At 34.8% G+C, this 13,575-nt stretch carries 13 protein-coding genes; 8 read left to right on the plus strand and 5 right to left on the minus strand.

Annotation, left to right across the window (positions count from 1 at the left end):
- Positions 1-243 precede the first annotated feature (243 nt).
- The gene (locus PT603_RS01585; RefSeq protein WP_008237961.1) at positions 244-1,968 is read left to right on the plus strand and encodes a tetratricopeptide repeat protein; all 1,725 of its coding nucleotides are present in this window, start codon (positions 244-246) and stop codon (positions 1,966-1,968) included.
- Positions 1,969-2,002: 34 nt separating this feature from the next.
- Here PT603_RS01585 and PT603_RS01590 read toward each other — a convergent pair whose 3' ends face one another.
- Entirely contained in the window at positions 2,003-2,479 is a 477-nt protein-coding gene (locus PT603_RS01590; protein ID WP_008237960.1) for an ASCH domain-containing protein, read from the minus strand.
- A 222-nt stretch (positions 2,480-2,701) separates the two neighbouring features.
- Between PT603_RS01590 and PT603_RS01595 the strand changes: the two genes are divergently transcribed.
- Entirely contained in the window at positions 2,702-4,270 is a 1,569-nt protein-coding gene (locus PT603_RS01595) for a serine hydrolase (protein ID WP_008237959.1), read from the plus strand.
- Between the two features lie 120 nt (positions 4,271-4,390).
- Positions 4,391-5,125, plus strand: coding sequence for a YoaK family protein (locus PT603_RS01600; RefSeq protein ID WP_008237957.1), 735 nt, complete (start codon positions 4,391-4,393; stop codon positions 5,123-5,125).
- Here PT603_RS01600 and PT603_RS01605 read toward each other — a convergent pair.
- Genes PT603_RS01605 through PT603_RS01615 form a run of 3 tightly spaced genes read right to left on the minus strand, consistent with a single transcriptional unit; the run spans position 5,122 to position 8,136 of the window.
- Positions 5,122-6,561, minus strand: a complete 1,440-nt coding sequence (locus tag PT603_RS01605; RefSeq protein ID WP_008237955.1) for a type IV secretory system conjugative DNA transfer family protein — start codon at positions 6,559-6,561, stop codon at positions 5,122-5,124. The two genes, PT603_RS01600 and PT603_RS01605, sit on opposite strands and share 4 nt — an antisense overlap.
- Entirely contained in the window at positions 6,558-7,592 is a 1,035-nt protein-coding gene (gene mobB / locus PT603_RS01610) for a MobB family relaxase (protein WP_040488636.1), read from the minus strand. The genes PT603_RS01605 and mobB overlap by 4 nt, the downstream gene beginning before the upstream one ends.
- On the minus strand, positions 7,555-8,136 hold the full coding sequence (locus tag PT603_RS01615; RefSeq protein WP_008237951.1) for a BfmA/BtgA family mobilization protein: 582 nt from the start codon (positions 8,134-8,136) through the stop codon (positions 7,555-7,557). The genes mobB and PT603_RS01615 overlap by 38 nt, the downstream gene beginning before the upstream one ends.
- A gap of 527 nt (positions 8,137-8,663) precedes the next feature.
- On the opposite strand from PT603_RS01615, the gene PT603_RS01620 reads away from it, so the two are divergent.
- From PT603_RS01620 to PT603_RS01640, 5 genes are all read left to right on the plus strand, one after another.
- Positions 8,664-9,242: a Crp/Fnr family transcriptional regulator gene (locus PT603_RS01620; RefSeq protein WP_040488612.1), complete on the plus strand. Its 579-nt coding sequence runs from the start codon at positions 8,664-8,666 to the stop codon at positions 9,240-9,242.
- A 300-nt stretch (positions 9,243-9,542) separates the two neighbouring features.
- Positions 9,543-9,995, plus strand: a complete 453-nt coding sequence (locus PT603_RS01625) for a carboxymuconolactone decarboxylase family protein (RefSeq protein WP_008237946.1) — start codon at positions 9,543-9,545, stop codon at positions 9,993-9,995.
- A gap of 119 nt (positions 9,996-10,114) precedes the next feature.
- On the plus strand, positions 10,115-10,690 hold the full coding sequence (locus tag PT603_RS01630; RefSeq protein WP_008237944.1) for a superoxide dismutase family protein: 576 nt from the start codon (positions 10,115-10,117) through the stop codon (positions 10,688-10,690).
- A gap of 131 nt (positions 10,691-10,821) precedes the next feature.
- Complete coding sequence (locus PT603_RS01635) at positions 10,822-12,024, plus strand: LETM1-related biofilm-associated protein (RefSeq protein ID WP_008237942.1); 1,203 nt, start codon at positions 10,822-10,824, stop codon at positions 12,022-12,024.
- Positions 12,025-12,118: 94 nt separating this feature from the next.
- Positions 12,119-12,628 carry a putative outer membrane beta-barrel protein gene (locus PT603_RS01640; protein WP_008237940.1) on the plus strand — a complete coding sequence of 170 codons (510 nt, stop codon included), beginning with the start codon at positions 12,119-12,121 and terminating at the stop codon, positions 12,626-12,628.
- A gap of 64 nt (positions 12,629-12,692) precedes the next feature.
- On the opposite strand, the gene ygiD is transcribed toward PT603_RS01640, so the two are convergent.
- Positions 12,693-13,511, minus strand: coding sequence for a 4,5-DOPA-extradiol-dioxygenase (gene ygiD / locus PT603_RS01645; RefSeq protein WP_008237938.1), 819 nt, complete (start codon positions 13,509-13,511; stop codon positions 12,693-12,695).
- Positions 13,512-13,575: the final 64 nt, after the last annotated feature.

Raw genomic sequence — 13,575 nt, forward strand, 5'->3', positions numbered from 1 at the left:
GTTTGTTAATCAATAGAATATTTATTGAAAGTAACCGGTGTATCACCATTTTAGGATAGGGCTGAAATGCGTAGTTACTGGTGTTATGAAGGCTGTCTCAGATTTGAGGCAGCTTTTTTAATGATATTCAATTGAAAGGACCTTTTTGGTTGAATAAATTTCTCTTGAAAATACTATATTTTGTTTTAACTTTAGGGGTAATTATAAAATACATCCTTATTGTGTATTGAAAAACAGTTAGTTATGGAGATTAGATTTGTATTGCTGGTACTGTTTGTTTTTTTATCCGGATGTAAAAATTCAGACCAAAAAAAAGAAAAGTTAGTTGTTACTGCGACTAAAATGTGTGCTCCTATTACAACGGATAGAAGTTGGTATTTAAGTGAAAAGAAAGCTCCTTTGTTTGAGGGAATGGGGGAATTGCATTTTCCTATATCCACCAAAAATGAATTGGTTCAAAAGTATGTTAATCAAGGGCTTGTTCTAGCGTATGGCTTTAATCATGCCGAGGCTGCTAGATCATTTTATTATGCCACCAAACTTGACCCTAATTGTGCAATGGCATTTTGGGGGTATGCCTATGTTTTAGGGCCCAACTATAATGCCGGTATGGATACAGATAATTACAGGTATGCTTATCAGGCCATTCAGAAGGCACTAACACTTTCAAAGGAAAAAAATGTAACACAAAGAGAAAGAGATCTTATCCAGGCGCTTTCAACAAGATATGTGAGTAGCCCTGTAGAGGATCGGTTGGATTTGGATATAGCGTATGCCGATGCTATGAAAGCACTCTTTAAAACGTATTCTGAGGATGCGGATATTGGAGTTCTCTATGTAGAATCTTTAATGAATCTTCATCCCTGGGATTTATATGACAAAGAAGGTAAAGAGAAGAAGTGGACTCCAGAAATTGTTTCAGTTCTGGAAAAAATAATTGAAAAATATCCTAGGCATCCAGGTGCTCACCATTTTTATATTCATGCCGTGGAGGCATCAAATATCCCTGAGAGAGCCCTTAAAAGTGCTGAATTGTTTGATAAAGGATTGGTAGCCAATGCTGGGCATTTAGTACATATGCCATCTCATGTGTATATACGAACTGGAGATTACCACAAGGGGACTTTGGCCAATTTACAGTCTATCAAGGTAGACAGTGCCTATGTGACTGCCTGCAATGCACAGGGTGCTTATCCATTGGCCTATTACCCCCATAACCAGCACTTCATGGCGGCAACGGCAACTTTGGAAGGGAATAGTAAATGGGCACTATATGCTGCTGAAGCCTTAAAAAGCACTATAAATAAACAGTTAATGAAAGACCCAGATTGGAGTACCATTCAGCACTATTATACCATCCCGTATTATGTTTATGTGAAGTTTGGAAAGTGGGATCGTATTCTTGACATGGAAAATGAATTTCCTGAACTAGTGTACCCTACAGCAATTTGGCATTATGCAAGAGGTATGTCATATACAGGAAAGGGTAATTTAATGGCTGCTAAAATGGAGCTTGAGGCTCTTGAAAAGGTGATAGGTACTCATAAAGAACTTAAAGAAATAACCATTTGGAATATAAATTCGGTATATGATTTAGTCCAAATTGCGCAAAAAGTATTAAAGGCATCCATAGTAGCACAAGAAGGTGACTTTTTACAAAGTATTGATTTATTGAAGGATGCTGTCGCCATTGAAGATTCCCTAAATTATAATGAACCACCAGATTGGTTTTTTTCTGTACGGCATTATTTAGGAGCTGTCCAATTGGAAGCAGGAGCATATGAAAATGCCATTAGCACCTATCAGCAAGATTTGAGAAATTTACCTAAAAATGGCTGGGCATTAAGAGGATTAAGTTTGGCTTATTCAAAATTAGGAGATGAGTCAAACAGAAAGAGAATAGAAGAGATGTTTACTACAGCTTGGCGTACAGCAGACATGAAAATCAACACATCGATTGTTAAATAAGTTTAAAATCTAAAGCACCCAATGTAGTTTCGAATTACATACGATAGATGATTTTGAAATGTTCACAAATAATCATCATGTTTTCATCGAATTTCTCACCATAAGGTTCCATTTCACGTGTAAAAAATGCCTCGTGTACTCTTTTCCAGTATGCTAAAGATTTGTCTCCTTCACCTTCAATTTCTGCAAACTCGGCGGTGATTTCATTATAAGGAGTCGGTACAACTTTAATGGTTTCAATGATGGCTTTTGCATTTCCTTCCCAGTCTGTAATAATATACTGATCACCAACTTCAGGGAGTTTCTCATGATTCTTTTCAAACCACCAAAGTGAGGTGGCTGTTGCTTGTTTAATTCCTTGGACAACTAATGATGCACATTGATCTGCATCTTCTTTATTGTCACAAAAATAAAAGGAAATGGGTTCTTGTATTCGTTTATTCATGGGGTTTTCTTGTAGAAAACGCTCCCAAATCAATGTAACAGACTCTTTTTTATTGCTTTCTTTCATTTCTCCAAAATTGCTGAAGCTGTAAAATAACTGAATTTTTATGATTGATGTTCTTTATAAGTACATTTTGAATCATTTTTTTAAAAAAAACTGTTTTCAAAGGGGATTGTAGGTTTTTGGTTTATCTTTAGCGTAGTATTTCTAATAACGAAGATGAAACCGTACATTACTGTATATGGTCATCGTATTTCATTTATAATCAGATGTATAGTTTAAAATAATATGAAAAATACAGCTTCATTTTTATCATTGTTTATTGTTATTTCACTGACTGGATCTCTTTATGCCCAGAAGATGACTTCTTCTAAAATTGATGCGTTGCTTGAAAGAGTGTTGGAATCAACGCCATCTGTTGGTATTGCTGTTGCAGTAGTTAAAGATGGAAAGCAGATTCATTCAAAGGGTTATGGATTTAAATCTATTAATGGTAAGGAAAAGGTGGATCAACACACTCTTTTTGCTATAGCTTCTAATTCAAAAGCCTTTACAGCAGCTGCATTAGCCATATTGGTGGATGAAGGAAAATTAAAATGGGATGACAAAGTAGTTACTCATATTCCAGAATTTACCATGTATAATGAGTATGTTACTGCCAACTTTACTATAGTAGATCTATTGACACATCGAAGTGGCCTTGGACTTGGGGCTGGAGATTTAATGATTTTCCCAGATGGTGCAGATTTTACAGTAGCTGATGTACTTAAAAGCTTTCAATATCAAAAACCTGTTTCCGCATTTCGAACCAAATATGATTATGACAATTTACTTTATATTGTTGCTGGTGAAGTGGTAGCTAGAATTAGCGGTCAAAGCTGGGTAGATTTTATCCAGACACGAATTCTAGATCCACTAGAGATGAAAAATGCTGTGCCTACAGCATCTAAACTAAGCCCTAATGCAAACCTAGCCCTTCCACATGACTCTGAAGGATCGAAAATAAAACAATTAACCACTTATGATAGCGAATTGTTGGCCGCAGCAGGAGGAATTTTTGCGAGCGTTAATGATTTGTCTAAGTGGATGTTGATGCAATTGAATAACGGGAAATATGGTGCGAATTTATCCAATGAATTATTTTCCTTGAAACAGCAAGATCAAATGTGGTATCCACATACTAATTTACGTTTTTCAACTAAACCCAATCCTAGAACAAAGCAACATTTTGCAGCTTATGGACTAGGTTGGGTAATCAATGATAAACAAGGAAAAATTGTGGTAAGCCATACTGGCGGTCTGCCTGGTATGTTATCCAAAACAGTGTTGGTTCCAGAACTTAACTTAGGAATAGTAGTACTTACCAATTCACTACCTGGAGGCAATGCATTTACCTCTATCCCTGAAATGATTTTGGATTCTTATCTTGAAATTGAAGAACATGATTGGATCAAAGAATTGGCTGAAAGAGCAAAATCCAAAGGGAATGAATCTGATTCTGTATTGACTAGTGTTTGGAATACAGTTGCAGAAAACCAATCTGTTAAAGTAGATTTTTCTAATTATGTAGGTACCTATATAGACAATTGGTTTGGAGAAGTTGAGATTTCTGAAAAGAATGGTAAACTTTGGTTCACCTCAAAGCGATCTCCAAAACTAAATGGACAAATGCTGTATTATAAGGCAACTACCTTCGCTGTTAAATGGGACTATAAGGATATGGAAGCTGATGCTTTTGCCATTTTTAGTTTAGATGAAGAAGGAAAAGCAACAGGAATAAAAATGAAAGGTATTTCACCAAATATGGATTTTAGTTTTGATTTTCACGATTTGGACCTAAAACGGATACCAGATTAGCGGACATTGTTCCTTGAATATAGTTGGCAGGAATGGTATTCATTTATATTTACAATGGTATATATTCAATAAAAGAGTAGCTAGGACAAGAAAGGAATACAGATATAATACCTTATTATAATGTTTCGTCATCAAGGGAGAAGTAGAACATTAAAGCACAATATTAATATAGCTATTGTACTTTCATTTGTTGCTGGAATTGTTAATGTTACAGGCTTTTTATCCTTTAAGCAACTTACTACAAATGTAACTGGTCATTTTGCATTGTTTATTAATGATGTGGCTGAGGTTGAGTTTTGGAAAGGAACCATTTACTTTCTCTACATTTTTTCATTTCTTTTTGGTTCATTCTTATCAAGTTTTCTAATTGAAAAATTTAAAGAAAGTAAAAAGCTAAATGTTTATGTGGTACCAACCCTACTTGAAAGTTTCATCTTAGTATCGATCTCTTTGGTAAGTAATTTTATGGAAATGAAATATCCAGATTTTATAGTTTGTTTGTTACTTTTTGCCATGGGCCTACAAAATTCATTTGTGACTAAGATTTCAAACGCTGTAGTCAGAACAACGCATTTAACGGGTCTTTTTACAGATTTAGGAATTGATCTATCTCATCTATATTTTTCCAAAGTACCTTCCTTCAAAGCAAAAATAAAAGCAACTATCAGGCTGAGAGTGTACATTATTTTGTGCTTTTTTACCGGTGGACTAGTTGGTGGGTTTTTGTATACCAAAATTGGATTAGGGTTAAATACCCTAAGTTTTGGCGCTTTTATTTTAATAGGGAGTTTGTTTTATGATGATTTTAGATTTAGATATATAAAGGCTAAGAGAAAATACTACCGAAGGATTTAAGGTTCCTTAAAAATGGATTGAATTTCACGGTGAATCCGTTCAAAATTTAACTGTATATCATGGTCAGAGTATAAGGCCTTTTTGGCAGGTAATTCCTTATGTATTTTTGGTAATGGAAATCGTAATTTTTTATCTTTTCCGTCTGCAAAAGCAATAAATTCTCCCGTTTGAAGACGAAAGAAACTGTTTGATCTTCGTTTGGCAACCTCTTTCTCTCCCTTGGTTATTCGACTTTCTAGGCTAAAACCACTACTTCTACTCACACTTAGAGTAGGTTGTTTTATGATTTCGAAAAATTGCTCATAGTGCTTAGCTGTTTCTGGTTCGTTTACTTTTCCAAAGAATTGATAAGAAAGATTACTAAGTATCGCCTTACTAGTCTTTTCTCCATACAGAATATCGTTTTGTATTTTATCCTGCAATACATATACAGTGCTAATATTGTAGCTTCGTAAGGTAGCTGGAATACGATGCATATTGGGTAATTTGATAGTAGAGGCTTCTTCCATTAGAAGAAAAGAAGGATCTCTATGCCGTACACTCATTTGTTTGATAGCGGTATGAATAATAGAGGCAATAATTGGTGCATAGAAAGCATCATATTGTGGACTGTTGCTAATGGCTATAATAGCCTTATGATGGGGGTGATTTATTTGTAAAGGGACTTCATTTTTTGACAATACCATAAAAAGTCTTTTAGAACTAATTTTCTTAAAAACATTGGCTAAACTACTTTTTACACCGGCTGTTTGTTTGTCTGAGTTTATCCCTGCTATAAAGGCACCAGCCATACTTTTTGAGGTTAGATCTGAGTTTAAAAAGGAAACCAGACTCTTGGTGTCAAGGTATTGGAAAATGGCAATGACATGAGGAATGGTGCAAAATGATGGATAGTGGGTTCGCAGTTTCCAGATTAGCCCAGCTAATAGTCCTTCCATTGCATCAGTGAAAAATTTATTACTTCCAGACACCTGTGTAGGGTTATGATCCAGTAAATTTTCTATTAGTACTTTAGAGATTTCATGTACACTTTCCTCATTAGGGAGGTATATTGGTGAGATTGGATTTACTCTGTATCTAATCTCATCAAAAGAGATGATAAAGAAGGGAATCTTTCTGTTCCGAAAGAGTGGCCAAGCTATTTCAGTTAGTTCACAGTCTTTATAGTCATGGATAATTCCTGAAAATTGATACTTGCTAAAATGTTGGAGAAGGGCGTAAATTACACTTTCAGTTTTACCGCTACCAGCTGCCCCAATGATGCAGATTCCCCTGCGGATATTACTCATTTGAAACCTACCGTTGGCTAGTTTTAGTCGAACTCTAAAGGACACTTCCTCCTTATATTTTCTGTTACTAAGGAGACTCCAAATAATAATCAGAGTAATTGCATAAGGCAAAAGCGAAACAAGTATTTGTGCAGTAGGGTGTTTCATAACTCGATTGAGGCTGATTGGATGGCATGGTTCAGGCCCTTTTTGAGTCTTTTAAATACTTTGAGGGCAAGTTGAGCTTTCGTAATAGAAATGGCTGGAATGATTCTTTTTTCCCTAAGTGGTCTAATGATTTCAAATGCCTTTCTTTTCTCTTGGACAGATAGTTTGTAGATATTGGAGAAATACAAATGAGGATCTTTAATAAACGTTTTTCTAGCCTGGTAGTGTTCTGCATAATTGCGTCGATATTGAAACATCGTATCAAAACACAATTCTGCTTTAGCAACAAAGCCATCTCTGTGAAAACCAACTTTAATTAGCTTTCCATTGAGGAATACTTCTGATGCTATCTGTTTACTCCCAGGAGAGATACTATGCTTATTTGTTGCATCTTTTCGGCTCATTATAATATGAACATGGGTCTGTATTCCTTCTTTTTCCATTCCTTGGACAATTATTTGACCGTTTTGACGGTATGGAATTGATTCTTCTAATTCTTTAATTTTTAGTCGATATCTAGCAATATTCCCTGTTAGTTCACCTGATTCTATTTTCTTTATTTCCTGTTTTAGTTGTTTTATTTCAGCTACAATAGGTCTGTTCTCCAACACAGCTTTGTCAGTTCTTTTAAAAGTGCGTTTGTGCTCGATTTTTGCAAAATATACCAGATCATCTACGGTGACTTTTCTTCCATATATTTCACGGTTAAAGGAGGCTGCATAGTGTTTCATTAACTCTCTGACATAATCCTTTAGATTGCTAGAATGCTTCGTTAAATGCGCTAACTCCTTTTGACTTGGATTAATTGTAATTGTATAAAATTTGGGGTGGTTTTTATGTAGGTTGGAAGTATTAGCATCAATACGAGTGCTTACCTCATTACTTGATACTGAGTCTTCGTATTGAGAAAAGAAATGTTCACAAGAAGCTAATGCTGTTTCATTGTTTTCCTTTTCAAGATATGCCACAAAATTAGCGGCACTTTTTTGATATTTAACCCCCATTTTCTGAGGTGATATGTTGATATACATGGTTATATTCATTTATTAGGGATTCCATTTTCTCTTTTGTGATTTCTAAGCGGTAATATTGATTTCCAAAGGGAGTATTAATAGGTAAGCTATTATTGAGCAGGGTTTCTATTTGTTTTTTTAATAGTTTGTTCTTTTTTTCTTCTTCAAGAAATTGCTGCTCAAAATCAGTTGTAGCTTGTGTGAATTCAACCTCGTTACCCTGTCTACGTTCAATATATTGGGGAGTTTCATCTTCTAGGTCATTTTCTTGAAAGAGTAATTGAATCATGGCGTAAGTTGGTTTCGTTTGCGTTTTTTCAATGTTTTTAATAATAGCTATCAGCGCATTAATTCTTTTATGTAATGTATTTTCCAACGACGCCAAATTCTCGTTTAAAGTATCAAATGGTGAAATCTTATGAATTTTAAAAAAATGAAGCATAGCCGTCATTGTTTCATTAGGTGAACAGGATAATTCTTGGGAAAATTCTTCAAAATTAGTGGCCACTTCATTTTTAAAACTTAAGGAAGTCCATTGGTGGTTGTTTTCATTATAGTTCATTTTTGCAAATGGATTGAAGTAAATAAGTTAATTAGCTTGTTTTCTCATGATAAACTATGTGTTCATTAGGGCTCAATCCTCACTATTGCTATTATATTAATAGCAAAAGAGGCGTCAAAACAATACCAGTACGTAACCACCTAACAGGGGTTAAACAAATGAATGTTACATGTTTGTAAATGGTCATTCAGGAAAGTCAAATCGTCCGTTTAACGGGCTAGGGTAAAATGACCAAAAATTGCTAATTGATAGCTAGATAAAGATACATAATTTTGTGTGGTAAACAAATATAATATAGGGGGGGTATGGTCTATAAGTTATTGAATGTTAAAAGTGTATGCCAATTTTATTTGAATTTAATAAAGCATGTTTAGCCCAATACATAAAGGGTCGTAGTTTGTTCCTGAGTTTGTGAAAAAGTGACCTATAGGTTACGTTAGATTTTGCACTATAGACCTTTTGAAAATCATACTTAAATTTGTAAGGATTTAAAGATAATTGATTTGTAAATTAACCTAGATCATAGTATGACGACAATTCACCTTAAAGAACACATGGATCGATTTATTAATGCCAAGGAAATTGACGTTACTACTTTGAATCAATTTTTTAATTATCGTACCGTAAAGAAAAAAGAACTCTTACTGAAAGAGGACACTATTTGTCAGCATTTGTTTTATGTACAAAAAGGATGTTTACAAATTTTTTATACGAAAGAAAATGGGGTGGAACAGACCATAGATTTTGCTCTTGAGGGATGGTGGACTACTGATTTTGCTGCCTATCCTCTAAATGCCATATCAAAATATTCAATTCGTGCTGTTGAAGCCGCTGAGGTGTTGGTGATAGATGTAGTGAAGCAAGAACGATTGCTTCAAGAGTTTCCAATATTAGAGCGCTACTTTCATTTGGTTTATCAAAAGGCGTACGCTGCTTCACAATATCGGATCAAATTACTTTATGAATATTCGAGGGAAGAATTGTATCATCACTTTAAGGATAATTTTCCTGATTTCATCCAAAGGGTTCCTCAGTATTTAATTGCTTCCTTTCTTGGTTTTACTCCAGAATATCTCAGTGAAATTAGAAAGCGCAGCATTTCTTAAACCAGTTTAAGAAGATATCGTTACCATCTTTTGATCTTTGTTTCATATTCTAAGTGAGTTCAGAGATAAATAGAATGGACTATGATGTAGTGCCTGCGGGTTCCTTATTTCCTCGTATCTGTTTTTTTATCAATAACTAGTGTAAGAATGTACTGCTCTTAAATAGAATTTGAGTAATTGGTCGTAATGTGGTTTTTTTAGAACGCTTTCAAAATCTTGACTTAATAACTAATTGGGATACTATAGGGACAGAACACTTTCATGAAATAAAACAATTATTAATTACTAAAAAACGAAATAATGTCAACACAAATTAATCAAGAACAACGGATAAATATTGCATCCTTAGAGCCAGAATGTTGGAGTATAATTATGAGTATTGAAACACATTTATCCAAAACAGGACTTAATCAACTATTGAGAGAACTAATTAAAATACGAACATCGCAAATCAATAAATGTGTTTTCTGCATTGATTTGCATACTAGGGATGCAATAAGATTAGGAGAGTCCCAACGAAGAATTTTTGCACTTACAGCATGGGAAGAAAGTACCTTGTTTACCCAAGAGGAACGTGCGGTTTTAAAGTTAACAGAAGAAATTACAGAAATAGCAAAAAAAGGAGTAACTGATGAAACCTATCAACAAGTAAAAGAGTATTATACCGATAAAGAAATTGCTCAGATCATTATTGCCATAAATCATATGAATTTTTTGAATAGGGTTGGCGTTACTTCAAAACTTAGAGTGTAATCAAAGAATTAGGAAATTATAAGTTTGAGTGTAACTAAAAAGTAAAAAACTATATGAGTGTATAATTGTATTTTCTTTGTAAAGTGACTAACTTAGGGGCAATTAAAAAACTAAAGTTCATGAAAAGACAAAGTATATTAACGATTGGGTTAATGACACTGGCCTTAGTTGGCTGTAAAAACACTGAAAAAAAGGAAACTACTGAAACAGTAGTGGAAGAGGTTGTTACGGAAGTGGCTGAAGCAAAGAAAATCATGATAAAGCTTGAGGCTAAAAGTGGTAGTACAGCTACTGGTATGGTAACCTTTACTGAAGAGAATGGCCAAGTTAAAATGGAGGCACATATTAATGGTTTAACTCCAGGAGAACATGCTATTCACATTCATGAATCTTCGGATTGTTCTGCTGCCGATGGAACTTCTACAGGAGGACATTGGAATCCTACTTTCCAACCACATGGAAAATGGGGAAGTGAAGAAGGCTATCACCGTGGTGATATAGGAAACTTTACGGCTGATGAATCCGGACATGGTATGATCACTATGACTACAGATCAATGGTGTCTTGGTTGTGAGGATGAGACCAAAAATATCATTGGTAAAGCGATCATTGTACATGCTGGTGTTGATGATTTTGTAACGCAGCCAACAGGTGACGCAGGTGGTAGAGTAAGCTGCGGTGGAATTATTGAATAATTAGAACAAATAATGTTAGGACCGGTTTTGGAAACAAAGCCGGTTTTTTTATTTCTTAATTCAGGAATTACCTAAATTTTTCGTTTGTATAACACCTATGAAGTATCTTCGCTTAAAGAAAAGTTACTTTAATGAACCCTTCAGCACAAGGATGGATTGATAAATACGGCGCCTTATGTAAAAAGCATGCTTGGCATGGTCAAGAAGAGATGCTGTTTTATAATGCTCTTAAAAAGGCAGGGTTTATTTATGGTATTAATGTGGAAGTTGTACTAAAATGGTTAGGAGAGGAGCAACTTTCTGATGATGAGATTGCAAAATTAAATTTGTTGTCAGCATTACATAATGCGTATCTGCAACATAAAAAGAATGGAGGATTTAAGGAGTTTGTACTTTCCGTTCTTGAATTTTATGGTGAGCTTACCCCAGTAGAATCTTCTTTTTTTAATAAGCTATTTGCAGAAGACAAGCCTTCTCGTCAACTAGAGAAAATTTTACATTCTAGAGTTCATATTGATGATAATGTATTAACCAAAAACTTTAGAAATGTGCTTACTAATTCGCTACTTTTTGTAGATGTATTAGCATATAGACAGTTTTTGTTTCAACAAATACTAGTAAAGCCTTATGTGCAACGGCTGGAATATGTTGTTATAAACTTTATTTATTACACGCTGAATTCTAAAAGCCAGAAAACAGCTTATGATGAGCAGCTTATTAGACTTTTTGAAGCTTCTGCATCTTATAGCCAAAAAAGAAGAAAAAGACTTGAGGCACCACTTAAAGAGTTGGCCTTTACGAACTACACTATACAAGAGAAAAATTACCTATTAGATCTTGTCTGTCTTTCAGCATGGGATGATAAGGTACTTGAGAATGAAGAATCAAATTTTATAGTAGGTCTCGGTACGCAAATGTATTTAGAAGAGAATCTTATTATGGAGTCTATTGATAGCGTTGCCATTTTCTTTTCAAAATATCAGGAACGCGTTAGTCTTTTTAAATCAGATAATCCGGTTAAACTATTTTATGACAATTCTTCTCAATTAGTTAAAAAGCTGATCACCCGAAATAAAAAAAGATTATTAAAAGAGTTTACCCAAAGTAAAGAATTACTTGTATTACTCACTAAATCTACTACAACTGATTTGACCCCAAGTGAGCGTAAAAAAGTAAAGGATCAATTGTTGGAAATTTTTAAAACAATTCCTTCTCTGGCCATCTTTGCACTTCCTGGAGGAGGTATCCTATTACCTTTATTTATAAAACTAATTCCCAAAATGCTTCCTTCTGCATTTGATGATAATCATGTGGAAGAAGAGCAGGAGTTTTAGAGACCTTTAGAAACGTTTACCATTTTTTTAGGATTTCATTTAGAAATGTATGTAGGGAATTCACGTTTTAAGAAAAACCCAAAAATTACAATCTATGAAAAAAATGAAAAACAGTATTAAACTTATGTTGGCGGCAGTAATCTGTGCATTAGGTTTCATTTCTACACTGCAAGCTCAAGAATATCAAAAAGGGTTTCGTTTGGGATTTGGTTTGAATACCGGTTATCTTACTGGAGATGAATATAGCGTTGGACTTGGGGCAGATGCACGACTTCAATATGATGTGTCTAAAAAGACATCCTTAGCATTTACTACAGGGTATACACACTTTTTTAAGGATAATTTGCCAGATGATGGATTTATACCACTAAAAATGGGATTCAAATCATTTCTAGGAAATAAGTTTTATGTACTCGGAGAGGCTGGTGCTGCTCTTGGGGTAATTAATGATACAGGCAATACTTTTTTATGGACACCAGGTATTGGATATGCAACCAGGCATATAGATCTTAGTGTGCGCTATGAAAATTACAATGAATATTTGACCAATCAAGTGGCGCTTCGTTTAGCCTATGGATTTTCATTGAAAAAGAAGAACAGATAGGATTGCTAAAAAAGGGTGTTGTATTAAACACCTTTTTTTCTTCAATTAGATGACACTTTTCTCCTTAATGTATCCAAAATGAGGTCATTGAAATTGAGCCGAACACAAAGGAATCATTGAAAAAATGAATTTCATCCTTCGCCGTTTTCATTCCTAATATATAAAGCATAGGTAAGTAGTGCTCTGGAGTAGGTATTGCCAATTGTAAGGCTTGTCCAAGGTTGTGATATTGTAAAAGTTGATCTGTAGCATCCATTTTAATAAATCTTTTTAGAGAAGTATTAGCCTCTTCAGCCCAATCATATCCAGATTGTGGTTGATGCCAGTTCATTCTCCTAAGATTGTGTACCATGTTTCCACTTCCCACAATTAGAACACCCTTAGAGCGTAACTGTTGTAGTTGTTTTCCGAGTTGGTAATGATATTCTGGTGATTTCCCATAATCAAGACTAAGTTGTAATACAGGAATGGACGCCTCTGGGTATAAGTGCATAAGTACACTCCAAGTCCCATGATCTAGTCCCCATTCGAAATCCAGTGAAACCGTGGATTGTCCAAGTTCTTTCTGAATTTCTTGGGCCCAATGTAAACTTCCAGGTGCGGGGTATGAAATCTCATAAAGTGCATTTGGAAACCCTCCAAAATCATGAATGGTGGCTGGAGGGTCCATGGCAGTAATTTTTGTTCCTTGCGTCTCCCAATGCGCCGATACACATAGTATTGCATTGGGTTTTGGAAGTGATTTTCCTATCTGTTGCCAATGTTGGTTGAACACATTTTGTTCAATGGCGTTCATAGGACTACCATGACCCAAAAATAAGATGGGCATTTGTTGAGTGGTTGCGAATTGCAGCGCTATTTTATGGAGATCATTAAGATTCATAGCTACTACAAAGGTACCATTTTTGGCAGATAAAAGGGATAAGAGTTAATTCTAAAAAAAAACA

The organism is Imtechella halotolerans (assembly GCF_028743515.2).
In the GTDB taxonomy this organism is placed as follows: domain Bacteria; phylum Bacteroidota; class Bacteroidia; order Flavobacteriales; family Flavobacteriaceae; genus Imtechella; species Imtechella halotolerans.

Excerpts from the sequence above, each read along its gene's own strand:
- mobB (WP_040488636.1), bottom strand. The coding sequence starts at position 7,592 with ATGTATATCAACATATCACCTCAGAAAATGGGGGTTAAATATCAAAAA.
- PT603_RS01615 (WP_008237951.1), bottom strand. The coding sequence starts at position 8,136 with ATGAACTATAATGAAAACAACCACCAATGGACTTCCTTAAGTTTTAAA.
- PT603_RS01635 (WP_008237942.1), top strand. The coding sequence starts at position 10,822 with ATGAACCCTTCAGCACAAGGATGGATTGATAAATACGGCGCCTTATGT.
- PT603_RS01630 (WP_008237944.1), top strand. The coding sequence starts at position 10,115 with ATGAAAAGACAAAGTATATTAACGATTGGGTTAATGACACTGGCCTTA.
- PT603_RS01620 (WP_040488612.1), top strand. The coding sequence starts at position 8,664 with ATGACGACAATTCACCTTAAAGAACACATGGATCGATTTATTAATGCC.
- PT603_RS01595 (WP_008237959.1), top strand. The coding sequence starts at position 2,702 with ATGAAAAATACAGCTTCATTTTTATCATTGTTTATTGTTATTTCACTG.
- PT603_RS01590 (WP_008237960.1), bottom strand. The coding sequence starts at position 2,479 with ATGAAAGAAAGCAATAAAAAAGAGTCTGTTACATTGATTTGGGAGCGT.
- PT603_RS01625 (WP_008237946.1), top strand. The coding sequence starts at position 9,543 with ATGTCAACACAAATTAATCAAGAACAACGGATAAATATTGCATCCTTA.
- PT603_RS01585 (WP_008237961.1), top strand. The coding sequence starts at position 244 with ATGGAGATTAGATTTGTATTGCTGGTACTGTTTGTTTTTTTATCCGGA.
- PT603_RS01600 (WP_008237957.1), top strand. The coding sequence starts at position 4,391 with ATGTTTCGTCATCAAGGGAGAAGTAGAACATTAAAGCACAATATTAAT.
- PT603_RS01605 (WP_008237955.1), bottom strand. The coding sequence starts at position 6,561 with ATGAAACACCCTACTGCACAAATACTTGTTTCGCTTTTGCCTTATGCA.
- ygiD (WP_008237938.1), bottom strand. The coding sequence starts at position 13,511 with ATGAATCTTAATGATCTCCATAAAATAGCGCTGCAATTCGCAACCACT.
- PT603_RS01640 (WP_008237940.1), top strand. The coding sequence starts at position 12,119 with ATGAAAAAAATGAAAAACAGTATTAAACTTATGTTGGCGGCAGTAATC.